Consider the following 23306-nt stretch of genomic DNA (forward strand, 5'->3'; position numbering starts at 1 on the left):
GCCACACAATGGGAATATCGAAGCCGATCAGGGACGGTCGGTGGTCGTGGCCGGAAGTGTCGGACCGCGGGCGTACGGTTGGTGTCATGGCGCTCGACATTCCCCGGCTCGACGGCCGCTTCCAGGTCGTCAGTGAGTTCCAGCCGGCCGGTGACCAGCCGGCTGCCATCGACGAGCTTGAGCGTCGCGTGCGGCGCGGCGACCGCAACACGGTGCTGCTCGGCGCGACCGGCACGGGCAAGAGCGCCACCACGGCGTGGCTGGTCGAGCGGCTCCAGCGGCCGACCCTGGTGCTCGCCCCCAACAAGACCCTCGCCGCCCAGCTCGCGAAGGAGTTCGGCGAGCTGATGCCGCACAACGCGGTCGAATACTTCGTCTCCTACTACGACTACTACCAGCCCGAGGCCTACATCCCGCAGACCGACACCTACATCGAGAAGGACTCCTCGATCAACGAGGAGGTGGAGCGGCTGCGGCACTCGGCCACGATGTCGCTGCTCACCCGGCGGGACGTCATCGTGGTCGCCACCGTCTCGGCGATCTACGGCCTGGGCACGCCGGAGGAATACCTCGACCGGGCCGTGCGGGTCAAGGTCGGGCAGGAGCTGGACCGTGACCAGCTGCTGCGCCGGCTGGTCGACATTCAATACGCGCGCAACGACATGGCCTTCCAGCGCGGCACCTTCCGGGTCCGCGGCGACACGCTGGAGATCATCCCGGCGTACGAGGAGCTGGCGGTCCGGATCGAGCTGTTCGGTGACGAGATCGAGAAGCTCTACTACCTCAACCCGCTGACCGGTGACGTGGTCCGTGAGGTCGACAGCCTGATGATCTTCCCGGCCACGCACTACGCCGCCGGTCCCGAGCGGATGGAACGGGCGATCCGCGACATCGAGGCCGAGCTGGGCGAGCGGCTGGCCGAGCTGGAACGGCAGGGCAAGCTGCTGGAGGCCCAGCGGCTGCGCATGCGCACCACCTACGACATCGAGATGATGCGCCAGGTGGGCTTCTGCTCCGGCATCGAGAACTACTCCATGCACATCGACGGCCGGCTGCCGGGCAGCCCGCCGCACTGCCTGCTCGACTACTTCCCCGACGACTTCCTCACGGTGGTCGACGAGTCGCACGTGACCATCCCGCAGATCGGCGGCATGTACGAGGGTGACGCCTCCCGCAAGCGGATGCTCATCGACCACGGCTTCCGGCTCCCCAGCGCCGCCGACAACCGGCCGCTGCGCTTCGACGAGTTCCTGGAGCGGGTGGGCCAGATGGTCTTCCTTTCCGCCACCCCCGGCCCGTGGGAGCTGGAGCAGGCGCAGGGCGAGTTCGTCGAGCAGGTGATCCGGCCCACCGGCCTGATCGACCCCGAGGTGGTGGTCAAGCCGACCAAGGGGCAGATCGACGACCTCATGCACGAGATCAAGCTGCGTACCGAGCGGGACGAGCGGGTGCTCGTCACCACGCTCACCAAGAAGATGGCCGAGGACCTCTCCGACTACCTGCTGGAGAACGGCATCCGGGTGCGCTACCTGCACTCCGAGGTCGACACCCTGCGCCGTGTCGAGCTGCTGCGCGAGCTGCGCAAGGGCGACTACGACGTGCTGGTCGGCATCAACCTGCTCCGGGAGGGTCTCGACCTGCCCGAGGTCTCGCTCGTGGCGATCCTCGACGCCGACAAGGAGGGCTTCCTGCGCAGCGGCCGGTCGCTGATCCAGACCATCGGTCGCGCGGCCCGTAACGTCTCCGGCCAGGTCCACATGTACGCCGACAAGATCACGCCGTCGATGGCGGACGCGATCGACGAGACCAACCGGCGCCGGGCCAAGCAGATCGCGCACAACGAGGCGAACGGCATCAAGCCGGAGCCGCTGCGCAAGAAGATCCACGACATCCTCGACGACATCTACCGCGAGGCGGAGGACACCGAGAACAGCAACGTCGGCGGGGCGGTGCGGCAGTTGTCGCGGGGCAAGGCGCCGGTCAAGGAGACCCGCAGCCGCCGGGGCGCGGCGGCCACCCCGTCGCGGGAGGGGATGGCCCGGGCCGACCTGGCCAACCTCATCCAGGAGCTCAACGACCAGATGCTCGCCGCCGCGCGCGAGCTGCAGTTCGAGCTGGCCGCGCGGATCCGCGACGAGGTGGCCGACCTCAAGAAGGAGCTGCGCGGGATGGACGCCGCAGGGGTCCGGTGACCGGCGTGACGGCCGAGGCGGCGCGATGCTGACCGAGGCCGTCATCGGGCGGCCCGACCCGCGGCTGCGCCAGTGGGTGGACCGCTACCTCGGCTACCGCGAGGACGCGCCCGTCCCGCTCGTACGCCGGGAGGTGGCGGGCGCGTTCGTGGTGCTGATCCTCGGCTGGGGCGACCCCCTCGACGTGACCGACCCGCGTGCCCCCGGTGAGGGCGCGTATGCCGCCAACGCCTTCCTGGCCGGCCCGTTCGACGGCTGGTGCGCCACCCGGACGGCCGGAACCGGCACCGGGGTGCAGGTGCTGCTCACCGCCCCGGCGGCACGCCGCCTGCTCGGGCTGCCCCTGGCCGAGCTGACCAACCGGGCGGTGCCTCTCGACGCGGTGGCGGGCTGGCTGGCCCGGCTGCGCGACGAGCTGGCCGGCGAGCCGGGCTGGCCGGAGCGCTTCGCCCGGCTCGACGCCGCCCTGGCCGCACGGCTGGCGGCGACCGCGCCGCTGGACCCGCACCTGCTGGCGGCCTGGCGGCGTCTGGACGGCAGCGGGGGAGCGGTCGGCGTGACCACGCTCGCCGGGGAACTGGGCTGGTCCCGCCGCCACCTGTCGGTCCGGTTCCGGCGGGAGTTCGGCCTGCCGCCGAAGACCGTCGCCCGCCTGCTGCGCTTCGAGCGGGCGTACGCGAGCCTGGGCCGGACGCTGCTCACCGCGGACGCCGCCGTGCCGGACGACTCCGGGTGGGCGGAGCGGGCCGCCCGGTGGGGCTACTACGACCAGTCGCACCTGATCCGGGAGTTCCGCGAGTTCGCCGGCGCCACTCCGGCCGCGCTGACCGCACCCGGATCGCATTCGTCCAATCCGGCCTGACCGCCCCGGCGGCAGACTGACGTTCATGCGAAGCATCTATCCGGTCCTGCGGTATCCCGACGTGCGAGCCGCCGCCGACTTCCTCTGTTCCGCGTTCGGCTTCACGGTGCGCGAGGCCCACGAACTCCCCGACGGCACGATCGGCCACGCCGAGCTGGCGTACGGCGACGACCTGGTGATGCTCGGCCCAGGCCCGGCGCCGCGGTCCCGGCCCGCCGACGACGACTACCGCGTCTACGTGGCGCTCGACGACGTGGACGCGCACCACGAGCGGGCCCGGGCGGCCGGGGCGGAGATCGTCCGGGCGCCGTTCGACACCGACTACGGCTCCCGTGACTACGCCGCCCGCGACCTGGCCGGGCTGGTGTGGTCGTTCGGCACCTACCGCCCCTGAGCGCTCAGCCCGCACGGTTGCGCTGTGTGGGCGAGGTATTGCCGAGCGTGACGGTGATGCGTACGCTCCCTCCCGGGAGGCGTGCATGCCGTTGTCAGCAAGTCCTGTGGTCCGGAGGGCGAGGCTCGGCGTGGAGCTGCGCCGGCTGCGTCGTCGCGAGTCGCTCACGCTCGAACAGGTCTGCGCCCGGCTGGGCTGGGCGTCCACGTCGAAGCTGTCCCGCATCGAGCTGGGGCAGAGCCGGCCCGACCTGGCCGACGTGCTCGACCTGCTCGACGTCTACGAGGTGCCGTCACCGCAGCGCGACGAGCTGATCGTCATCGCCCGCGACGCCGCCACCGGCCGGGGCTGGTCGAAGGCGCTCGGCGAGATGGGGGAGCGCCAGCGGGCGTACGCCGAGCTGGAGGCGGGCGCGGAGCGCATCGTGGAGTACCAGTGCGTGCTCGTGCCCGGCCTGCTCCAGACCCCGGCGTACGCCCGCCTGCGCGTGTCGGCCGGTGCGGCACTCGGCGGGGAGGTGGACGTGGAGGCCGACGTGCGCGCCCGGGTGGCACGCCAGGAACTGCTGATCCGGCCGGACCCGCCGCACTACACCGCACTGTTGGACGAGCGTGTCTGCGACCCGGACGGCCTGCCCGCGGACGTGTGGCGCGACCAGATGCGGCATCTGCTCGCGCTCGCCGAACGGCCACGCGTCACCGTCCGGGTGCTGCGGTCCGCGGCGTCGAGCGGCGACGGGCCGCACCCGCTGGCGCCGTTCTCGTACTACGCCTACCCGGACCCGGAGGACCCGCGCACGGTGCTGGTGGAGACGCTCACCACCGACCTACGGCTGGTCGCCGAGGCGGATGTGGCCCACTACGAGCGGGTCATCGAGCGGCTGCTGGCAGCGGCGCTGCCGGCGGACGCCTCCGCCGAGCTGGTGGCCCGGCGGCTCGGCGCGGCGCCGGTGCCCCGGCCGCGCGATCCGCACGAGCTGGAGTGAGCCGCAGGGCCCGCCGCCGGTGAGGCGCGACCACCGGGCCCGGCGCCCCCGATGCCCGTCGGGACCGGTGGCCGCGCAGCGCGCAGGCTACGGCAGGGGTACGACAGTTCAGGCCGGAACGTCGATGAAGTGCTCGACCAGCGGCGGGCCGGCGAAGTGCGGGCCGATCAGCCCGCGCCACTGCGCGAACCGCTCGGTCTGGCGGAAGTTCACGTCGTGCGCCTCGACCGAGTCCCACTCGACGAGCAGCACGAACCGGGTGGGCGACTCCACGCCCCGGGTCATCCGAACGGAGCGGCAGCCTTCGGCGCCGGCGAGGATCGGCCGCGCCTGCGCGTAGGCGGCGGCGAACTCGTCCTCGTGTCCGGGCGTGACATCGATCAGCGCGACCTCAAGAACCATGCAGGCAGCCTGCCATGCCAGCCCGCCGCCGGTACGTCCCGGGTGACGTCCCGGCGCGCCGCCCACAAGGGATGGCTAGCCTCCTAGGACGCGCCGCGCGACGTGAGCCGCAGCACGTCGAGAGATCGACGGGTGGCCCGGAGATGCGCCACCTGGGTGCGATGGTGAACAATGGCGGCCGAGGAGGGGAGTATTCCCCCGCGACGGAGTCGTCAGCACGGAAGAGCGCCGGCACCCCCGGTGGCCCGACCCGGCTCCGCCGGTCGGAACCCGGCACCCGGGTTCCGGCGGAAGAGACCTCCGACAGTCACCCCTGTCAGCGTCGACGCACCCCGGCACCAACACCCGGCGTACGGTGTGCCCGACGCAGCGTGTCTGCCGGAGGATGGATTTGAACGTGTCCGCATTGGTGTGGGCGGTAACGCTGATCGCGATGATCGCGGTCCTGCTCGCCGACCTGTTCATCATCGGCCGGCGGCCGCACGAGCCGAGCGTCCGCGAGTCCAGCCTGTGGGTGGGCTTCTACGTCGGTTTGGCGCTGCTCTTCGGCGTGGTGCTCTGGCTGACCGCGGGGGGCCGCGTCGCAGGCGAGTTCTACACGGGCTGGCTCACCGAGTACAGCCTCTCGGTGGACAACCTCTTCGTCTTCGTGATCATCATGGCCCGGTTCGGGGTGCCCCGGCAGTACCAGCAGAAGGTGCTGCTCGTCGGCATCATCCTGGCGCTGATCATGCGTGGTGGTTTCATCGCGGCCGGCGCGGCGCTGATCTCCCAGTTCTCCTGGGTGTTCTACATCTTCGGCGCGTTCCTCATCTACACCGCGGTGAACCTGGCCCGGCAGGGCGAGCCGGACGAGGACGAGTTCAGCGAGAACCTGCTGATCCGGTGGAGCCGCAAGGCGCTCCCGCTGTCCCGGGACTACGACGGGGCGCGGATGACCACCCACGAGCACGGGCGGCGCCTGTTCACCCCGATGCTGATCGTGATGATCGCGATCGGCACCACCGACCTGATCTTCGCGCTGGACTCGATCCCGGCGATCTTCGGCATCACCCAGGAGCCGTACCTGGTCTTCACCGCCAACGTGTTCGCGCTGATGGGACTGCGGCAGCTCTACTTCCTGCTCGGCGGCCTGCTGGACCGGCTCATCTACCTCAGCTACGGCCTGGCGGTGGTGCTCGGCTTCATCGGCGTGAAGCTGGTGCTGGAGGCGCTGGCCGAGAACAACCTGCCGTTCATCAACGGCGGCGAGCACGTGGCGTGGGCCCCGCACATCCCGATCTGGCTCTCGCTCACTGTCATCCTCGGCACCCTGGCCGTGGCCACCGCTGCCAGCCTGGCGAAGTCGTCCCGGGACCGGCGCCGGGAACTGGCCCAGGCCCGCCGCTGACCCGCCCGTACCGTAGGGGCGCTCCCATCCCCGGGGGCGCCCCGCGGCGTGTCAGGGGTCAGACGCGGTAGGCGCCGACGAGGGTGGCGGTCCGGTCGGCCGGCAGCTCCTCCTCGACCACCCGGCGGGTCAGGTAGCAGGCGTGCAGCATCCGGCGCCGGCCGCCGCGCGGCTCGGCCGACACGATCCCGACGTGGTGGATGCGCCGGCCGGGCCGGGCGAAGAAGTAGAGGTCGCCGGGGCGTTCGGCGTCCAGCGGCACCCGCGAGGTCGCCGCCGCCTGGTCGTCGGCGTCGCGCGGCAGCGTGATCCCGTACCGCCGCCAGGCCAGGTGCACCAGCCCGGAGCAGTCGATGCCGTCGGTGGACATGCCGCCCCAGACGTAGACCAGGTCGCGCAGCCGTTCGGCGACCGCGAGCACCTTCTCGGCCTCGGGACGCTCGGCGGGCAGCGGCACCAGGTCGTCCTCCGCGGCCCAGAGCGGGTCGGCCCGCCCGGGTACGCGGACCGGGCGTCTGCCGTCCACCGGCGGGCCGGCCGGGGTGAGCCGGGTGCCGAGGACCACGCCGGTGAGCGCCGCGTCGCCGTCCGGCTCGGCGCGCAACGCGGTGTGGGCGACGTCGACAGTCAGCGGGGCGTCGGCGGCCGAGCCGGAACCGGCCGGACCAGCACCGGCCGGGCCGGTACCGACCGGTGCCGGTGCGGCCGGTCCTGGTCCGGACAGAGCGGGGCCGGCCGGGCCGACGTCGGTCGGATCAGGGCAGGACGGGTCGGCGTCGGCCGGATCGGCCAGGTGGGCGGCCCGCAGCCACCCCGGGTAGCCGTCGGCACCGAGCTTCGCCGCGGGCTGGCCCAGCGCCACCACCCGCACCCAGCCGTCCGGCCGGGTCTCGGTGACGCGCACCGGCTCGCCGAGCAGCAGCTGGGTCAGGACGCAGTCGCCGACGAGCTGGTCGCGGTCCATGCCCGCGATCCAGGCGGCCACGTCGGGGGAGCCGGCGAGGGCGGGGCAGTCGATCGGACGTACCGCCTCGGGCGCGGTCCAGAGGGTCGCCACCGGTACCCGTACGACGGCCCGGCGGCCGGGCTGAGGCGCCACGCGTACCCCTCTCTGCGGTGGTCGTCGGGGCGACCATATGAAAAATTCTGACGTTGCTCAAGCATGTGTCTGAATTTTAGCTTCACGCAGTCCGGTGACTCCCAGGCCCGGCGCGTCCGGCAGCAGCACGCTCGCGCCCTCGTACCGGATGCCGCCGCTGACCGGCGACCAGGCCAGCCACCAGGCGGCGTCGAGGTCCGACACGGCAGTGGTGCCGTAGGCGGCGACCAGGCTGGCCGCGGCGCCGACCCCCACCGGGCCCTCCATCATCGAGCCGACGATGGTGCCCATGCCGTGCGCGGCGGCCAGGTCGAGCAGCGTGCGGGCCGGTTGCAGGCCGCCGCACTTGGCCAGCTTCACGTTGACCATGTCGGCGGCCCGCCGCCGGATCACCTCGACCAGGTCGCGCACGTCGAAGACGGACTCGTCGGCCAGGATCGGCAGGTCCACCCGGTCGCTGACCCAGGCCAGCCCGTCCAGGTCGCGGCGGTGCACCGGCTGCTCGACCAGCTCCACGTCGAGCCCCGCGTCCTCGATCGCGCGGATCACCCGCACCGCCTCCCGGGGCGTCCAGCCCTGGTTGGCGTCCAGCCGGATCCGTACGTCCGGGCCGACCGCGGCGCGCACCGCGCGGACCCGGTCCAGGTCGCCGCGGGCGTCCGTGCCGACCTTGAGCTTGAGCACCGTGAACCCCTCGGCGCCGCGCCGCGCCGCCGTCGCGGCCAGGTCGACCGCGTCACCGGCGGCCAGCGTGACGTCGGTCGGCACGCGCAGCGCCGTGCCACCGAGCAGACGCACCAGGGGTACGCCGAGCCGCCGCGCGGCCAGGTCGTGCAGCGCCACGTCGAGCGCCGCCTTCGCCGACTCGTTGCCCACCACGGCGCGGTGCACCAGGGCACAGGCGGCCTGGAGGTCGTCGGCGTCGCGGCCGATCAGCAGCGGCGCGAGCAGTTCGCGTACGCACGCCTCGGCGCCCGCCACCGACGCGCCGGTGACCTGCCAGACCTGCGGCGCCTCCCCGAAGCCGGACCGGCCGTCGCCGTCGACCACCTCCACGACCAGGGTGTCCACGGTGGTGGTGCGGCGCAGCGCGGTGACGAACGGGGTGTGTAAGGGGGCCGACAGACGGTGGGTGCGTACCGCGGCGATCGTCATGTGGGGCACCCTATAGCCAACTGGCGGCGAGCAGGGGAGGGCCGATGGCCGGGCGGGAATGGGAGCTGGTGGGCGCGCCGAACGCGCGTGACCTGGGTGGACTGCCGACGACCGACGGGCGGCGGGTACGGGCGGGGCGGCTCATCCGCACGCCCGCGCTGGGCCGGCTCACCGACGAGGACCTGCCGGTGCTGGGCAAGCTGGGACCGGCGTGCGTGGTGGACCTGCGTGACGTCCACGAGCAGGCGGTGGCCCCGCCGGACCGGCTGGTCGGGGAGCCCCGCACCGTGCACCTGCCGGTCTACGACGCGGCGCACCCGGTGTTCACGTACGTCTCGGCAGTGTTGCAGGGCCACGACCTGGACGCGTACGCGGCGCTGGCCCGCGAGGGCATGCCGGGGGCGATGACGGCGATCTACCGCTGGTTCGTCACCGGGGAGTCGGCGCGGGCCGGGTTCGGTGCGGCGGTGCGGCTGGCCTCCGAAGGCGCGAACCTGCCGCTGCTGTTCCACTGCTCGGCCGGCAAGGACCGCACCGGCTGGCTGTCGGTGGTGCTGCTGACCGCGCTGGGCGTGGAGGATGAGGCGATCCGCGCCGACTACCTGGTGCACAACGAGCTGACCGAGAGCCTGCGCGAGGTGCTGCTGTCGGCGATGATCCAGCGCCGGCCGGACCTGGACCCGGCGGTGGCCCGGCCGCTGCTGGAGGTGCGCCCGGAATACCTGGACGCCGCCTACGACGAGGTGCGCCGCGCGCACGGCTCGTTCGACGCGTACCTGCGGGACGGTCTGGGGGTGACCGACGCGGACCGCGCCGCGCTGCGCGAGCGGCTGCTGGAGTAGCCGGGTCAGCCGGCCAGGTCGTGCCGGGCGGCCCAGACCCGCTCGGAGACGTGCGCGATCAGCCGGCAGGCGTCGTCGGAGACCTCATCACCGTCCGCGCCGCCGTCGGCCAGGTCGGTGGTGGTGCAGACGACGATCGTGTACGGCGGCGCGTCGTCCGGGAACACCACTCCCGCGCCGTGGCGTACGCCGCGTACCCAGCCGTTCTTGTGCGCGATCCGGGTGCCGTCGGGCAGCCCGGCGGCCAGGTCCTCGCGGTGTTCCTGCGCGACGAGCACGTCGAGCATGGCGGCGCAGCCGGCCGGCGAGGCGAGCCGGCCGGGCCGGGTCGCGCCGAGCGCCAGCTCACCGAGCACGGCGGCCAGGTCGGCGGCGGTGACCAGGTTGTCGATGCCGGAGTCGCGGGCGGCGAAGTCCTCGATGCCGCGGCCGGTGACGCTGTGCCGCGCCCCGGCGAGCGCCCACGCCTGCGCCACCGCGGGCAGCCCCACCTGGCCGATGCAGATGTTCGTGGCGAGGTTGCTGGACCGGATGATCATCCGTTCGGCGAGCCAGCGCAGTGGCGCCTCGCCGCCGACGCGGTCCCAGACCGCCTCGTCGTTGTCGTAGTCGCGGTCGTTGGCGAACCGGGGCACGCCCGGCAGCGCGGAGTCGAACGAGTTGCGCACCGGCACCGGCGCGTCCAGGTCGAGCCGGCCGGCCTCGGCGGCGCGGAACAGCGCCACCAGCACGGCGAGCTTCATCGTGCTCGCCGCGTAGTGGGTGGCGTCGGCCCGCCGCGTCCACGTGGGCCGCGCGCCGGGACGGCCCACGTACGCGGAGACGGTGCCGGGCACCCGGTCCAGGTGCGCGTCGAGGTCCTCCCAGATCATGTGCGCACCGTAGCCGATCTTCGGGGCGTACGCGGGGCAGCGGCGACCACGGGGGCGGGGCTAGCGTGCGGAGATGACGACCCCGTTGTACGACGACATCGCCGACTGGTACGAGGAGTACGCCAGCGAGACCTCGTCGGTCTACATGGACCGGGTCCGGTCGGTGCTGGCCGACCTGCTCGGTGACGGCCCGGGGCGGTGCGTGGACCTGTGCTGCGGCACCGGGGCGCACGCGGCCGAGCTGCGGCGTCTCGGGTGGACACCGGTGGGAGTGGACCTGTCCGGCGGGCAGCTACGCCACGCCCGCGCCCGGCTGCCGGTGGCCCGCGCCGACGCGACCGCGTTGCCGCTCGCCACCGGCGCCGTACCGGCGGTGGTCTGCGTGCTCGCGCACACCGACATGCCGGACTATCCGGCGGCGGTCGCCGAGGCGGCGCGGGTGCTGGCGCCCGGCGGCCGGCTGCTGCACGTCGGGGTGCACCCGTGCTTCGTGGGCGCGTTCGCCGACCGGTCCGAGCCGGAGCGGATCGTGATCGACGGCGGGTACGCCTCGCGGGACCGCACGGTCCGCTCGTGGAACGCGACCGGGGTGCGGGCGCGGGTGGGCGCGTGGCATCTGCCCCTGGCCGGCCTGCTGGACGCCGTGGCGGCCGCCGGCCTGCGGCTGACCCGGGTGGTCGAGTCCGGCTCCGGCCCGATCCCCGACGTCCTGGCCCTGGAGGCCACCAAACCCCACTGACCCCACCCCCACCCCCACCCTCGCCCTCGCCGCCTCGCGCCCACCCCGTCGATCATGAAGTTGGCGGCGGATTTGATCTCCTTGACTGCCGCCAACCTCATGATCGTCCGGCGGCGGGCAGCGGCGGGGCGGGCGGAGACGGGTGAGGGGAACGGTGGGGACGGTGGGGACGGGGGGAGCCCGGTCCGCCTAGGGCGGGCCGGGCTCCGGGTGGGGCTGGTGAGCTGGTGGATCAGCCGGCGTGCTTGCGGCGGGCGGCCATCCGGCCGCGCTGGGTCTGGTCCAGCACCACCTTGCGGATGCGCACCGCGGCCGGGGTGACCTCGACGCACTCGTCCTCGCGGCAGAACTCCAGCGCCTGCTCCAGGGACAGCTTGCGCGGCGGGATCAGCTTCTCGGTCTCGTCGGCCGTCGACGAGCGCATGTTGGTGAGCTTCTTCTCCTTGGTGATGTTGACGTCCATGTCGTCGGAGCGGGAGTTCTCGCCGACGATCATGCCCTCGTACACCTCGGTGCCCGGCTCGACGAAGAGCTGGCCGCGCTCCTGGAGGTTGGTCATCGCGAACGCGGTGACCGCCCCGGCCCGGTCGGCGACCAGCGACCCGTTGTTGCGGGTGCGCAGCTCGCCGAACCACGGCTCGTACGACTCGAAGACGTGGTGCAGGATGCCGGTGCCGCGGGTCTCGGTGAGGAACTCGGTCCGGAAGCCGATCAGGCCGCGCGCCGGGACCAGCCACTCCATCCGGATCCAGCCGGTGCCGTGGTTGACCAGCTGCTCCATCCGGCCCTTGCGGGTGGCCAGGAGCTGGGTGATGGCACCCAGGTACTCCTCCGGGGAGTCGATGGTCAGCCGCTCGACCGGCTCGCAGGTCTTGCCGTCGATCTCCTTGGTGACGACCTGCGGCTTGCCGACGGTCAGCTCGAAGGACTCGCGGCGCATCTGCTCGACCAGGATCGCCAGGGCCAGCTCGCCGCGGCCCTGCACCTCCCAGGCGTCCGGCCGCTCGGTGGGCAGCACCCGCAGCGACACGTTGCCGATCAGCTCCTTGTCGAGCCGGTCCTTGACCATCCGGGCGGTGACCTTGGCGCCCTTGACCCGGCCGACCAGCGGCGAGGTGTTGGTGCCGATGGTCATCGAGATGGCCGGCTCGTCCACGGTGATCAGCGGCAGCGGCACCGGGTTCTCGGCGTCGGCGAGCGTCTCACCGATCATGATCTCCGGGATGCCGGCGACGGCGATGATGTCGCCCGGCCCGGCGGACTCGGCCGGCTTACGCTCCAGGCCCTCGGTCATCAGCAGCTCGGAGATGCGTACCCGCTGGGTGCTGCCGTCGGTGCGGCACCAGGCCACGGTCTGGCCCTTGCTGATCGTGCCCTGGCGGACCCGGCACAGCGCGAGCCGGCCCAGGAACGGCGAGGCGTCGAGGTTGGTGACGTGCGCCTGCAGCGGCGCGCCCTCGTCGTACGCGGGCGCGGGAATGGTGTCCAGCAGGGTGCGGAACAGCGGCTCCAGGCTGCTGCTGTCATCCGGGACCGCGCCGTCGGCGGGCTGGGTCAGCGAGGCGATGCCGTCGCGGGCGCAGGCGTAGACGATCGGGAAGTCGATCTGCTCCTCGTCGGCGTCCAGGTCGAGGAACAGCTCGTAGGTGTCGTCCACGACCTCCTTGATCCGGGCGTCCGGACGGTCCACCTTGTTGATCACCAGGATGATCGGCAGCCGGGCGCGCAGCGCCTTGCGGAGCACGAACCGGGTCTGCGGGAGCGGACCCTCGCTGGCGTCGACGAGCAGCACGACACCGTCGACCATGGTCAGGCCGCGCTCGACCTCGCCGCCGAAGTCGGCGTGACCGGGGGTGTCGATGATGTTGATGGTGACGGCCTCCGAGCCGTCCGCCGGCAGGTACCGCACGCCGGTGTTCTTGGCGAGGATGGTGATGCCCTTCTCGCGCTCGAGGTCCATCGAGTCCATGACCCGCTCGGTGGTCTCACCACGGGCGCCGTAGGCGCCGGCCTGCCGCAACATGGCGTCGACCAGGGTCGTCTTGCCGTGGTCGACGTGGGCGATGATGGCGACGTTGCGGAGGTCGGTGCGTAGCTGCATACCCTCCATACTCCTGTCTGCGGTTGCCGGGGCACGCCTCGGGGTCACCCCGAGACAACCCGGATCTGCGTCGAAAGTGCTGTGCCGACCGTTCCAGCGACTGGCATGCTGACACCCGTGCGGGGTGTCCGATGCCTGACCTGCTGAGCTGGCTGCAGGAGCTGCCGCCCCTGCTGATCTACGTGGCCGCCGCGGCGATCGTCGCGGCGGAGACCGCGGTGATCGTCGGGCTGCTGATGCCCGGCGAGGCGACCCTGCTTCTGGTCGGCTTCCTAGCGTACGCGGGGACGCTGCGCCTCGCGCCCGTGCTGGTGGCCATGACCGCCGCCGCCGTGATCGGAGACACACTCGCGTGGCGGGCGGGCCGCCGGTACGGCCCCCGTCTGCGCGCCTCGGGCGTGGGTGCCCGGATCGGCGCGCACCGGTGGCGGCGCGCCGACTCGCTGCTGGAGCGCCTCGGCGGCCGGGGCGTGCTCGCGGCCCGCTGGATCGCGTTCGCCCGCACGCTGGCGCCCCGGCTGGCCGGGTCGGCCGGGATGCCGTACCGGCGGTTCGCGCCGTGGAACCTCGCCGGGGTCGCGAGCTGGGTCGGCGCCTCGGTGCTGGCCGGCTACCTGGCCGGTGAGTCGTACGAGCGGGTGTCGAAGCTGCTCGGCCGGGCCACCGGCGCGGTGCTGGCCCTGCTGCTGTGCCTGCTCGCCGTGGTCCTCGCGGGCCGCTGGCTGGGGCGCAACCCGGACCCGGTACGCGCGCTCACGGCGCGGGCCGCCGCGTTGCCGCCGCTGCGCTGGGTGCGGGCCCGGTACGGGGTGCTGTTCTTCCTGGTCGCCATGCGGGTCGGCCCGGCCTGGACGCTGCTGATCAACCTGGCGCTGGGACTGGCGCTGCTGTTCGTCGCCGGGCTGGCCGTGGCGGTCCTGCTGGAGGCGGTCGTCGCGCACAGCGGGCTCGGGGTCCTCGACGGGCTGGTCGCCGACTGGTTCGCCGCCCGGCGTACCCCCGGGGTGGTCGACACGGCGCTGCTGGCGGTGTCGGTCCTGCGCGGCTGGGTGCTGATCGCCGCGGTCGCCCTGGTCGCCGCGGTGGTGGCGCGGCGGGGCCGGGCGTGGGGGGCCGACCCGCTCGGGGTGCTGGGTACTGTCGGCGCCGCCGTGCCGCTGGTGCTGCTCGTCGTCGTCGCGGACCTGACCGGCCCGGGTGGCCCGGACCGCCCCGGTGACCTGTTCCCGACCCAGAACGCGGTGGTGACCGCGAGCTTCGGCACGCTCGCCTGGCTGCTGTCGCGGGGGGCCCGCTGGCCGGTGGGCGCGGCGGTGTGGACGGCCGCGTCGGCGGGGGTGGTCACTGTCACCGGCGCGCGGCTCTACCTGGGCTTCAGTACGGCGAGCGGCACCGTCACGGCGGTGCTGCTGGGCCTCGCGTGGACGACCGTCTTCGTGGTGGCGTGGGCGACCCGGGACCGGCTGGCCGACCGGGACGAGCGACCGGCCGGCGCGGACCGCGGCGAACGGCCGGCCGACGCGGTGGCGGGGGAGTCGCCGCCCCGGCCCCGGCGCCGCCGGTCCGCGTCGCGGGTACCCCCCGGACCCGTCGATCCTTGCTAGGGTGCGCCGACGGGGGACTACGGGGAGGTCCGATGCGGCGAGGACTCGGCCGGTGGGCCGTGACAGTGGTGGCGCTGCTCGCGGCGGCCACGCTGACGGCGTGCGGCGAGGAGGAACGGCCGGTCCGGGAGGTCGCTGCGGACCTGCCCACGGCGGCCCCGGCGGAGCAACCGCAGGAGGCGCCCGCCGACGCGCCGAGCGAGGAGCCGCCGGCGGTCGCGGCGATGGGCGGCCGGCCCAGCCCGAGCGCGTCGGCGAAACCGAAGCCGCGGGCCAAGCCGTCGCGCACGACCACGGCGCCGCTGGCCCGGCCGAAGCCGCCGACCGAGACCCAGGTGCCACCGGCGCCGCCGAAGCCGGTGGACGACGGCTGCAAGCCGAGCTACCGGGGCACCAAGGCCAGCCAGAGTCAGGTGAAGGCGGCGCTCGCCGACGCGGCGGCGCGGACGTACTGGCCGACGTCGGCGCCGGACATCCGCATCCCGTCGGCGCTGCTGAAGGCCACCGCCTGGCAGGAGAGCGGGTGGCAGTCCAACATCATCGCCTGTGACGGCGGGGTCGGGCTGATGCAGGTCATGCCGGCCACGGCGGAGTGGATGAACCAGCGCTTCGGCCAGTCGTACGACATCGACGGCTACCGGGACAACGCCTATCTGGGCGGCACCTACCTGGCCTGGCTGACCAAGTACATCGGCGACATGTACTTCGAGTCCGACTACCGGCTCGACGCCTCGCTGTGCACCGCCGAGCTGAACTCCTGCCTGCTCAACGCCGTGATCGCGGCCTACAACTACGGGCACGGCGCGGTCGCGCGGGAGGATCAGCCGCTGACCATCCCCAACCCGCAGTACGTGCGCAACGTGCGGGCGCTGATGACCGAGTGCGAGTGCCTGAGCTTCTGAGCGACCGGACGGACGGGCGGGGGCCGGCGTACGCGCCGGCCCCCGCCCGTGTCGTCAGTCCCGTGCGGTGACCGGCTCGGCCGGCGTCGCGGCGGGCGCGTCGGCGTCCCGGGTGATCCGCCCGGGCCACCAGAACCGGTCGCCGAGCAGGAACGCCAGCGCCGGCACCAGGACGGTACGGACCAGCAGCGTGTCCAGCAGCACGCCGATGCAGACGATGATGCCGATCTGGGTGAGCGTGATCAGCGGCAGCACGCCGAGCACCGCGAACACCGCGGCCAGCAGGATGCCCGCGCTGGTGATCACGCCGCCGGTGACCCGCAGCGCCGACAGCATGCCGTCGCGGGTGCCGGTGCGGCGCGCGTCCTCCCGGGCCCGGGTGACCAGGAAGATGTTGTAGTCGACGCCGAGCGCCACCAGGAACACGAACGCGAGCAGCAGCACCCCGCTGTCCAGCGCCGGGAAGTCCAGCACGTGGTCGAAGAGCAACCAGGCCGCGCCGAGGCTGGCGAAGAACGAGCCGATGACTGTGAGCACCAGCAGCAGCGGCGCCAGGAGCCCGCGCAGCAGCAGCACCAGCACCGCGCCGACCAGCAGCAGGATGAGCGGCAGGATCAGCTGGAGGTCCTTGGTGTTGGCCTCGTTCGAGTCGTAGGTGGCGGCGACCGAGCCACCGACCAGGGCACCGTCGGGGGCGTCCGCGCCCTCCACGGCGGGCGGTGCCGAGTCCGGTACGGCGGACACGGCGTCGCGCAGCGCCACCACGGCCCGGTCGGAGGCGGCGCTGCCCGGCTCGGCGGTGAGCACCACGTCGATCTGGGCGACCCGGTCCCCGGCGGCGCCGGGCCGCGCCGAGGCGACCCCGTCGACGCCGCTCGCCGCGGCGAGGACCGCCTGGGCGGCCTGCGGGGTGGTGAGCACCGCGACCGGCTGGGTGCTGCCGGCCGGGAACGCCCGGGCGAGCGTCTCGGCTCCGGCGACCGCCTCGGGCTTCTCGCTGAACTGCTCGGTCTCGGACAGCCCGGTGCGGATGCCCAGGCCGCCGAGGGCGAGGCCGGCGAGCAGCAGGACTGCGAGCGCGGCGACCGGCAGCGGCCGGCGGACCACCAGCTCGCCGAGGCGGCCCCAGATCCGGCCCTCGCGGGCGGCGCTGCCGACGCGGGGGACGAACGGCCAGAACAGGCCCCGGCCGAACAGCAGCAGCGCGGCGGGGAGCACGAACAGGGCGGAGAGCATGGCGAGGATCACACCGGTGGCGCAGGCCAGGGCGAGCGCCCGGTTGGTCTCCTGCTCGGACAGCAGCAGCGTGAGCACGCCGAGGACGACGGTGCTGCCGCTGGCCAGGATCGGCTCGGCGGTGCGGCGCAGCGCCGACCGCATGGCGGCGAACCGGTCCTCCTCGCGGCGCAGTTCCTCCCGGTAGCGGGCGATGAGCAGCAGCGCGTAGTTGGTGGCGGCGCCGAACACCAGCACGCTGGCGATGCCGGTCACCTGCCCGCTGGGCAGGTAGATGCCGAAGGCGGGGACGAGGGACTCCACCACGCGCAGCGTGATCTGCTCGGTGGCGCCCACCACCAGCAGCGGTACCAGCCACAGGAACGGGCTGCGGTAGGTGACGAGCAGCAGCACCGCCACCACGGCGGCGGTGACCAGCAGCAGGGTGGTGTCCGCGCCCTGGAACACCTTGCCCAGGTCGGCGGTGAACGCGGGCCCGCCGGTGACCTCGACGGTCAGCTCGCCGGGCAGGTCACCGACGGCCTCGCGGAGCTTCTCCACCTCGTCGACCACCGCCGACGGGCCGCCCTCGGTGGACAGCGGCACCGCGACCAGCGCCACAGTGCCGTCCGGGGAGACCTGGGCGGGGGAGACCCGCCCGCCGGCGGCGAGCGAGCTCAACTCGCCGCCGAGGCCGTCGAGCACGCTGCGGTCGGCCCCGCTCAACGGGGCCCGGTCGGCGCGGCTGACCACCACCAGGGCGGTCTGGGCGTCCTTGGAGGGCAACTGCTCCTGGAGCCGCTCGACCTGCGTCGACTGCCACTCCACGGACAGGCCGGTGTCGGAGACGGGCGCCGGATTGTCCGGCTTCGGTAGCCCGAAGGCGACCACGCCGACGACGAGTGCGGCGGCCAGCGTGAGCCAGGCGGCCAGCCGGCCCCGGACGACGCGGGTGAACAGAGACATCTGATGCCCTCACATATTGGTCGCGGGGGATTCTCTCTTAACGAGTATCTTGATGAGCGAGATTATCCGCGGTGGTTCTATGCTGCAACCGGAACTGTTCGACAGGGGGTGGCGGCAAGCGGTGGCGGCGCACAGGATGTACCGGCGACGTGACGACCCACGCGGGCGCATGGTGGCCGACATCACCAACGACCTGCGTCGTTACTCGGTCGACGCGCAGCACATCGGGCACGCGTTCGCCGGGCTGCACGGGCTCAACGCCACCGACCTGTACGCCCTGATCGCGGTCATGGAGGCCGAGCTGGTGGGCGACCCGATCACCCCCGGCCGGCTCGGCGAGGCGCTCAACCTCTCCTCCGGCTCGGTGACCGCGCTGGTCGACCGGCTGGAACGCGGCGGCCACATCCGGCGCGACCGGGACACCGCCGACCGTCGCAAGATCCTCCTGCACTACGCCGACCGCGGCGCGACGCTGGCGCAGAGCTTCTTCGGGCCGCTGGGTCGCCGTACCGACGAGGTGATGGACCGCTTCAGCGACGACGAGCTGGCCGTGGTGCACCGGTTCATGGCCGAGATGGTGCACTCCATGCGTACCCACCGGGACGAGATCCGCGCCGCTCCCCGTCGCGGCGACGCCTCCGGCCCGGCCGACTGATCATGCGGCTGGTCACCCGGGCCGCCACCGCGGCGCTGCGACTGCCCGCCGCCCGCACCGGGCGGGTCACCGTCACCCGGGACATCCCGGTCCGGGTACGCGACGGGGTGACGCTGCGCACCGACCACTACGCGCCCGGTCTGCCCGCCGCGCCGTGCGTGCTGATCCGCACCCCGTACGGGCGGGGCGGGCCGGTCCGGCTGCTGGGCCGCCTGATCGCCGAGCGGGGTTTCCACGTGGTGATCCAGTCGTGCCGCGGCACGTTCGGCTCCGGCGGCGAGTTCGCGCCGCTCGTGCACGAGCGCGACGACGGCCTGGACACGCTGGACTGGCTGCGCCGCCAGCGGTGGTGGACCGGCGCGTTCGGCATGTTCGGCGCCAGCTACCAGGGCTTCGTGCAGTGGGCGCTCGCGGCCGAGGCGGGCGACGAACTGCGCGCGATGGTCGCCGTGGTGACCGCGTCGGCCACCCGCGACTCCACGTACGCGGGGGAGTCGTTCGCGCTGGACACGGTGCTCACCTGGGCCGAGCTGCTCCAGGCGCAGACGGTGCCCTGGCTGGCCCGGCAGTGGGAGCTCAAACGCGGCCAGCCCCGGCTCGCCCGCGCCCTGGCGCACCTGCCGCTGGCCGAGGCGGACCGGGTCGCCACCGGCGTGACGGTGCCGTTCTTCCAGGAGTGGCTGCGTCACCACACGCCCGACGCCGACTACTGGCGTACCCGGGTCTTCGGCGACCGGATCGCCGAGGTCCGGGCCCCGGTGGCGATGGTCAGCGGCTGGCAGGACATCTTCCTGCCGGCCCAGCTCGACGACTACGCCCGTCTGCGGGCCGCCGGGACGCGGACCCGCCTGGTCGTCGGGCCGTGGACGCACGGCAGCCCGGGGCTGCTCCTGGCGTCGCTGCGGGAGGGCCTGGACTGGCTCGACACCCACCTGGCCGGGCGGCCCGGGCCGGAACGCGCGCCGGTACGGGTGCACGTCGGCGGCGACGGCGGCGGCTGGCGCGACCTGCCGGACTGGCCGCCACCGGCCACACCCGCGCGATGGCACCTGCGATCCGCCGGCGGGCTGGCCCCGGAACCGCAGGAGCACGGCGCACCGGACCGGATCTGGTACGACCCGGCCGACCCCACCCCGTCGCTCGGTGGCCCGCTGCTGGTGGCCCAGCGGGCCGGCGCGGTGGACAACCGGCCGGTCGAGGCGCGCCCGGACGTGCTCACCTACACCAGCGAGCCGCTGCGCGACCCGGTCGAGGTGGCCGGGCCGGTACGCGCCGAGATCCACCTGCGCAGCGAACTGTCGTACCTGGACGTGTTCGTGCGTCTGTGCGACGTGGACCGGCGCGGGCGCTCCTGGAACGTCTGCGACGGCCTGGTCCGCGTCGAGCCCGGGCGGTTCCCGCGCGATCCGTCCGGAGTGGTCACCGTGCCGGTGACGCTCTGGCCGACGGCGTACCGCTTCGCGTCCGGGCACCGGCTGCGGGTGCAGGTCTCCGGTGGCGCCCACCCCCGCTACGCGCGCAACCCCGGCACCGGTGAGCCGCTCGGCACCGCTGTGACCCTCCGTGCTGGCTGGCGGGAGATCCTCCACGATCGTGAGCATCCCTCGGTGTTGGTGCTGCCGCTCGTGCCGGCACCGTCCACAGCGGGCTGATAGTTCAAAAAAGCGCCCCTGAGCTGGGCACTTCTGCCTAACCGTGGTTAAGCTCGGAGCAAGTGCCCGGTGCCGTGCAGTTATCCGGCGGGGCGCGTCCGCGGATCGCATGTCATCACGCGGTGTGATTGTCGTGCCCTCGCCGGTCATCGATCGGAAGGGGAGCTGCCATGACGTCGGCCCCGGCGAACCTGCTGGCCGTCCGGAACCTGTTACTCACCTATCTCAACGTCGACAAGAACGCCGTACGCGCCGACGACCTGGAGCCGGCGGAGGTCGGCATCGTCGGCGACGTGAACCACCGCGGCGGCTACCACTGCGGCTCCGACCGGGTCGTCACGAACGACTACTCGGTGGTGGAGTCCAGCCGGGACCGGTCCGGGCTCACGTTGTACGCGTCAGCGCTGGACGTCGGCACGTTCTCGGTCCGCTCCGGCGGCGGCACGCACAACCTGCGGACCTTCTCCGCCTGGATGGTGGCGCAGTGCGCCGCGAACGCGGCCGACACCCGGGACATCCGGGAGATCATCTACTCCCCGGACGGGCGGACGGTGCGCCGCTGGGACCGGCTGGGACGGCGGACCGGCGGCGACAGCAGCCACCTGTTCCACACCCACTTCAGCTTCTTCCGCGACGCCACAAAGGCGGGGCGGGACCAGACCCCGCTGTTCCGCCGCTACCTCACCGCGATCGGGATGATCGCCGTCGTGAAACCGGAGGACGACATGGAACAGACCGACAAGCTCATCGGGAACACCGGCTCGAAGAGCCGTACGGTCGGCGACGTCCTGGCCGACCTGCAGAACCTGCGCAACTGGCTCATCTCGCCGGCGAACACCACCGGGCTGGTCAACCCGCCCATGGCGAACTCGCCGTTGCAGCAGATGCTGGCGATGCTGCGCGCCTGGCCGGCACTCGTGGCGCAGGTGAACGAGTTGTCCGGCAAGGACTTCACCGACGAGCAGCAGATCGTCTCCGGGGTGCTGGCCGGGCTACCGCCGGAGAAGATCGCCGAGGCCATCCCGCCGCAGATCGCCCGGGACGTGGCCGACGAACTGTCCCGCCGGCTGACCGCCTGACCGTCCGGCGCCGCGACCCTCGTGTCGCGGCGCCCCGGTCCGGCCCATTCGGCAAGAGATATTGCGCAACAGCTCTTGCGAATGTCAGACTCGCCGGATGGAACAGCCCACCGTCCGGCAGGTCACCGACTCGCGGGTGCTCGCCGCGCTCGCCCACCCACTGCGCCGCCGGCTCATGGACGTGCTCAAGGTGTACGGCCCGTGCACAGTCGGCATGCTCGCCGAGCACACCGGCCAGGCGCCGGCGAACGTGAGCCACCACCTCAAGGTGCTCGCCGCCGCGGACCTGCTGGTCGAGGCGCCCGAGCTGGCCCGCGACCGCCGGGAACGCTGGTGGCGGCTGCGCGACCGGGGGGTGCGCTGGTCCAACAGCGACTTCGACGACGACCCGGCGGCCCGGGTGGTGGCCGACGCGGCCAGCTCACTCAACCTGGAGCGGCACGCCGAGCTGGTCCGCGCCTGGCAGGCGGCGCCCGACGAGGCGCACGCCGCGTGGGGCGAAGGGCCGTTCAGCACCGACAAGTGGCTGCACCTGACCCCGGACGAGCTGGCCGAACTCAGCCGCGAGGTGATCGAGCTGCTGGCCCGGTGGGCCGACCGGACGGTGCCCGACGACGGGCGCCGCCGCGAACCGGTCTTCGTGTTCGCCCACGGCGTCCCGGGCCGGCCGTGACCGCCACCGCGCGGACGTCCGGCCCGGTCGACGCGCCGCCCGGCGGCTTGTTCCGGCACCGCGACTTCCGGCTGCTCTGGACCGCCCACACGGTCAGCGCCGTGGGCAACAACATGACCGTCGTGGCGCTGCCGCTGGTCGCGGTCGCGGTGCTCGACGCGACCACGTTCCAGGTGGCGGTGCTCACCGCGGCGGCGTGGCTGCCGTGGCTGCTCGCCGGGCTGCCGGTCGGCGCGTGGGTCGACCGCGTCCGCCGCCGGCCCGTGATGATCGCCGCCGACATGGCCGCCGCCGCGCTGTTCGCGAGCGTGCCGGTGGCCGCCCTGCTCGGCCTGCTCACCGTCGGCCACCTGCTGGTCGTGGCTCTGGGCGCCGGACTGGCCCGGGTCTTCTTCGAGACCGCCGACCAGGTCCACCTGCCCACGCTGCTGCGTCCCGGGCAGGTGCCCGAGGCCAACGCCCGCCTGCACGCCACCCAGACCGCGAGCTACCTGGTCGGGCCCGGGCTGGCCGGCCTGGTCGCCCAGCTCGTCGGCGCGGTGGCCGCGGTGGCGCTGGATGCGCTGAGCTTCCTGCTCTCCGCGCTGTGCCTGCGCCGCATCCGCGCGGCCGAACCCCGGCCGCACCGTCCCGCCGGGACGACGTCGCTGCGCCGCGAGGTCGCCGCCGGGCTGCGGTTCGTCGTCCGCGACCCGTACCTGCGGGTGCTGACGGTCTTCGGGGCGGCCAGCAACATCGGGCTCACCGGCTACCAGGCCGTGCTCGTGGTGTTCCTGGTCCGCTCGGCCGAGCTGCCCGCCGGGCTGGTCGGCCTCCTGATCGGACTCGCCAGCCTCGGCGGCGTGATCGGCGCCGCGCTGGCCGCGCGCCTGTCCCGGCGGCTCGGCAGCGCCCGGACGCTGCTGGTCGCCGGTGCCCTCACCGGCCCGCCCGCGCTGCTGATCCCGCTCGCCGGGCCCGGCGCGCGCACCGGCTGGCTGGTGCTCGGCGGGATCCTGGTGAGCCTCGGCGTCGCCGTCGGCAACGTGGTCAAGGGCAGTTTCCGGCAGACGTACACGCCGTACCGGCTGCTCGGCCGCGTCACGGTGAGCATGCAGCTGCTCAACTACGGGACGATTCCGCTGGCCGCCCTGCTCGCCGGGGCGCTGGGCGCGGCGTGGGGGCCGGGCGGCGCGATCCGGGTGATGACCGCCTGGCTGGCGCTGACCCCGCTGATCCTGCTGGCCGGGCCACTACGGAAACGGCGCGACCTGCCGGCCGCGCCGTTGTGAGGATGCACTGCGGCGGCGGTCGGAGCCCGACCGCCGCCACCGGCACGCGCTACATCGGACGAACGTTGTCCGCCTGCGGGCCCTTCTGCCCCTGGGTCACCTCGAACTCGACCTTCTGGCCCTCGTTCAGCTCGCGGTAGCCACTGCTCTGGATGGCCGAGTAGTGGACGAACACGTCCGGGCCTCCGCCGTCCTGCTCGATGAAGCCGAAGCCCTTTTCCGAGTTGAACCACTTGACCGTGCCGGTTGCCATGCG

General features: G+C 73.3%; 21 protein-coding genes. 14 read left to right on the forward strand and 7 right to left on the reverse strand.

From position 1 onward, the window contains the following. Positions 1-86 precede the first annotated feature (86 nt). The 4 genes from uvrB to IF06_RS0126010 all read left to right on the forward strand — a co-directional run bounded on the left by uvrB (position 87) and on the right by IF06_RS0126010 (position 4433). Positions 87-2192: an excinuclease ABC subunit UvrB gene (gene uvrB / locus IF06_RS0125995; RefSeq protein WP_013287500.1), complete on the forward strand. Its 2106-nt coding sequence runs from the start codon at positions 87-89 to the stop codon at positions 2190-2192. Positions 2193-2217: 25 nt separating this feature from the next. Then, entirely contained in the window at positions 2218-3054 is an 837-nt protein-coding gene (locus IF06_RS0126000) for a helix-turn-helix domain-containing protein (protein ID WP_030274133.1), read from the forward strand. Between the two features lie 25 nt (positions 3055-3079). After that, a complete protein-coding gene (locus IF06_RS0126005; RefSeq protein WP_013287498.1) occupies positions 3080-3448 on the forward strand; it encodes a VOC family protein in 369 nt (122 codons plus the stop codon). 85 nt (positions 3449-3533) lie between these two features. Further along, the gene (locus tag IF06_RS0126010; protein WP_030274134.1) at positions 3534-4433 is read left to right on the forward strand and encodes a DUF5753 domain-containing protein; all 900 of its coding nucleotides are present in this window, start codon (positions 3534-3536) and stop codon (positions 4431-4433) included. A gap of 108 nt (positions 4434-4541) precedes the next feature. Here IF06_RS0126010 and IF06_RS0126015 read toward each other — a convergent pair whose 3' ends face one another. Next, entirely contained in the window at positions 4542-4835 is a 294-nt protein-coding gene (locus IF06_RS0126015; protein ID WP_013287496.1) for an antibiotic biosynthesis monooxygenase family protein, read from the reverse strand. Between the two features lie 391 nt (positions 4836-5226). Between IF06_RS0126015 and IF06_RS0126020 the strand changes: the two genes are divergently transcribed. Further along, entirely contained in the window at positions 5227-6225 is a 999-nt protein-coding gene (locus IF06_RS0126020) for a TerC family protein (RefSeq protein WP_013287495.1), read from the forward strand. 58 nt (positions 6226-6283) lie between these two features. On the opposite strand, the gene IF06_RS0126025 is transcribed toward IF06_RS0126020, so the two are convergent. Both IF06_RS0126025 and IF06_RS0126030 read right to left on the reverse strand, forming a co-directional pair. Further along, positions 6284-7324, reverse strand: coding sequence for a C40 family peptidase (locus IF06_RS0126025; RefSeq protein ID WP_030274135.1), 1041 nt, complete (start codon positions 7322-7324; stop codon positions 6284-6286). A 57-nt stretch (positions 7325-7381) separates the two neighbouring features. Continuing rightward, the gene (locus IF06_RS0126030; RefSeq protein WP_013287493.1) at positions 7382-8479 is read right to left on the reverse strand and encodes a mandelate racemase/muconate lactonizing enzyme family protein; all 1098 of its coding nucleotides are present in this window, start codon (positions 8477-8479) and stop codon (positions 7382-7384) included. Positions 8480-8523: 44 nt separating this feature from the next. Here IF06_RS0126030 and IF06_RS0126035 point away from each other — a divergent pair, with 44 nt between their 5' ends. Continuing rightward, positions 8524-9321, forward strand: coding sequence for a tyrosine-protein phosphatase (locus IF06_RS0126035; RefSeq protein ID WP_030274136.1), 798 nt, complete (start codon positions 8524-8526; stop codon positions 9319-9321). 5 nt (positions 9322-9326) lie between these two features. Here the strand turns inward: IF06_RS0126035 and IF06_RS0126040 are convergent, their stop codons facing one another. Then, positions 9327-10193, reverse strand: coding sequence for a serine hydrolase (locus tag IF06_RS0126040; protein ID WP_030274137.1), 867 nt, complete (start codon positions 10191-10193; stop codon positions 9327-9329). A 73-nt stretch (positions 10194-10266) separates the two neighbouring features. Here IF06_RS0126040 and IF06_RS0126045 point away from each other — a divergent pair, with 73 nt between their 5' ends. Continuing rightward, positions 10267-10932 carry a class I SAM-dependent methyltransferase gene (locus IF06_RS0126045; RefSeq protein ID WP_013287490.1) on the forward strand — a complete coding sequence of 222 codons (666 nt, stop codon included), beginning with the start codon at positions 10267-10269 and terminating at the stop codon, positions 10930-10932. 232 nt (positions 10933-11164) lie between these two features. Here the strand turns inward: IF06_RS0126045 and typA are convergent, their stop codons facing one another. Next, positions 11165-13033 (reverse strand): translational GTPase TypA, encoded by a 1869-nt coding sequence (gene typA / locus IF06_RS0126050; RefSeq protein ID WP_013287489.1) that lies wholly within the window; start codon positions 13031-13033, stop codon positions 11165-11167. A gap of 131 nt (positions 13034-13164) precedes the next feature. Here typA and IF06_RS0126055 point away from each other — a divergent pair, with 131 nt between their 5' ends. After that, on the forward strand, positions 13165-14637 hold the full coding sequence (locus IF06_RS0126055; protein WP_030274138.1) for a DedA family protein: 1473 nt from the start codon (positions 13165-13167) through the stop codon (positions 14635-14637). A gap of 32 nt (positions 14638-14669) precedes the next feature. After that, positions 14670-15539 (forward strand): lytic transglycosylase domain-containing protein, encoded by an 870-nt coding sequence (locus tag IF06_RS0126060; RefSeq protein WP_030274139.1) that lies wholly within the window; start codon positions 14670-14672, stop codon positions 15537-15539. Positions 15540-15593: 54 nt separating this feature from the next. Here IF06_RS0126060 and IF06_RS0126065 read toward each other — a convergent pair whose 3' ends face one another. Further along, positions 15594-17720, reverse strand: a complete 2127-nt coding sequence (locus tag IF06_RS0126065; protein WP_030274140.1) for an MMPL family transporter — start codon at positions 17718-17720, stop codon at positions 15594-15596. A gap of 136 nt (positions 17721-17856) precedes the next feature. On the opposite strand from IF06_RS0126065, the gene IF06_RS0126070 reads away from it, so the two are divergent. The 5 genes from IF06_RS0126070 to IF06_RS0126090 all read left to right on the forward strand — a co-directional run bounded on the left by IF06_RS0126070 (position 17857) and on the right by IF06_RS0126090 (position 23050). Beyond that, positions 17857-18375, forward strand: a complete 519-nt coding sequence (locus IF06_RS0126070) for a MarR family winged helix-turn-helix transcriptional regulator (protein WP_030274141.1) — start codon at positions 17857-17859, stop codon at positions 18373-18375. A gap of 2 nt (positions 18376-18377) precedes the next feature. Then, positions 18378-20027 (forward strand): CocE/NonD family hydrolase, encoded by a 1650-nt coding sequence (locus tag IF06_RS0126075; protein ID WP_036311607.1) that lies wholly within the window; start codon positions 18378-18380, stop codon positions 20025-20027. Between the two features lie 170 nt (positions 20028-20197). Continuing rightward, positions 20198-21106: a hypothetical protein gene (locus tag IF06_RS0126080; protein WP_030274143.1), complete on the forward strand. Its 909-nt coding sequence runs from the start codon at positions 20198-20200 to the stop codon at positions 21104-21106. Between the two features lie 97 nt (positions 21107-21203). Next, entirely contained in the window at positions 21204-21779 is a 576-nt protein-coding gene (locus IF06_RS0126085; protein ID WP_030274144.1) for an ArsR/SmtB family transcription factor, read from the forward strand. After that, a complete protein-coding gene (locus IF06_RS0126090) occupies positions 21776-23050 on the forward strand; it encodes an MFS transporter (protein ID WP_030274145.1) in 1275 nt (424 codons plus the stop codon). Before IF06_RS0126085 ends, IF06_RS0126090 begins: the two co-directional genes overlap by 4 nt. Positions 23051-23099: 49 nt before the next feature. Here IF06_RS0126090 and IF06_RS0126095 read toward each other — a convergent pair whose 3' ends face one another. Continuing rightward, positions 23100-23303: a cold-shock protein gene (locus tag IF06_RS0126095; RefSeq protein WP_013287480.1), complete on the reverse strand. Its 204-nt coding sequence runs from the start codon at positions 23301-23303 to the stop codon at positions 23100-23102. Positions 23304-23306: the final 3 nt, after the last annotated feature.

The sequence above is a fragment of the Micromonospora globosa genome, from assembly GCF_000717585.1.
Lineage (GTDB): Bacteria > Actinomycetota > Actinomycetes > Mycobacteriales > Micromonosporaceae > Micromonospora > Micromonospora aurantiaca.

Coding starts and splice junctions, on each gene's coding strand:
- IF06_RS0126055 (WP_030274138.1), top strand. CDS start 13,165: ATGCCTGACCTGCTGAGCTGGCTGCAGGAGCTGCCGCCCCTGCTGATC.
- IF06_RS0126010 (WP_030274134.1), top strand. CDS start 3,534: ATGCCGTTGTCAGCAAGTCCTGTGGTCCGGAGGGCGAGGCTCGGCGTG.
- IF06_RS0126070 (WP_030274141.1), top strand. CDS start 17,857: ATGTACCGGCGACGTGACGACCCACGCGGGCGCATGGTGGCCGACATC.
- IF06_RS0126000 (WP_030274133.1), top strand. CDS start 2,218: ATGCTGACCGAGGCCGTCATCGGGCGGCCCGACCCGCGGCTGCGCCAG.
- IF06_RS0126030 (WP_013287493.1), bottom strand. CDS start 8,479: ATGACGATCGCCGCGGTACGCACCCACCGTCTGTCGGCCCCCTTACAC.
- IF06_RS0126080 (WP_030274143.1), top strand. CDS start 20,198: ATGACGTCGGCCCCGGCGAACCTGCTGGCCGTCCGGAACCTGTTACTC.
- typA (WP_013287489.1), bottom strand. CDS start 13,033: ATGCAGCTACGCACCGACCTCCGCAACGTCGCCATCATCGCCCACGTC.
- IF06_RS0126005 (WP_013287498.1), top strand. CDS start 3,080: ATGCGAAGCATCTATCCGGTCCTGCGGTATCCCGACGTGCGAGCCGCC.
- IF06_RS0126065 (WP_030274140.1), bottom strand. CDS start 17,720: ATGTCTCTGTTCACCCGCGTCGTCCGGGGCCGGCTGGCCGCCTGGCTC.
- IF06_RS0126060 (WP_030274139.1), top strand. CDS start 14,670: ATGCGGCGAGGACTCGGCCGGTGGGCCGTGACAGTGGTGGCGCTGCTC.
- IF06_RS0126085 (WP_030274144.1), top strand. CDS start 21,204: ATGGAACAGCCCACCGTCCGGCAGGTCACCGACTCGCGGGTGCTCGCC.
- IF06_RS0126045 (WP_013287490.1), top strand. CDS start 10,267: ATGACGACCCCGTTGTACGACGACATCGCCGACTGGTACGAGGAGTAC.
- IF06_RS0126075 (WP_036311607.1), top strand. CDS start 18,378: ATGCGGCTGGTCACCCGGGCCGCCACCGCGGCGCTGCGACTGCCCGCC.
- IF06_RS0126040 (WP_030274137.1), bottom strand. CDS start 10,193: ATGATCTGGGAGGACCTCGACGCGCACCTGGACCGGGTGCCCGGCACC.
- uvrB (WP_013287500.1), top strand. CDS start 87: ATGGCGCTCGACATTCCCCGGCTCGACGGCCGCTTCCAGGTCGTCAGT.
- IF06_RS0126035 (WP_030274136.1), top strand. CDS start 8,524: ATGGCCGGGCGGGAATGGGAGCTGGTGGGCGCGCCGAACGCGCGTGAC.
- IF06_RS0126015 (WP_013287496.1), bottom strand. CDS start 4,835: ATGGTTCTTGAGGTCGCGCTGATCGATGTCACGCCCGGACACGAGGAC.
- IF06_RS0126095 (WP_013287480.1), bottom strand. CDS start 23,303: ATGGCAACCGGCACGGTCAAGTGGTTCAACTCGGAAAAGGGCTTCGGC.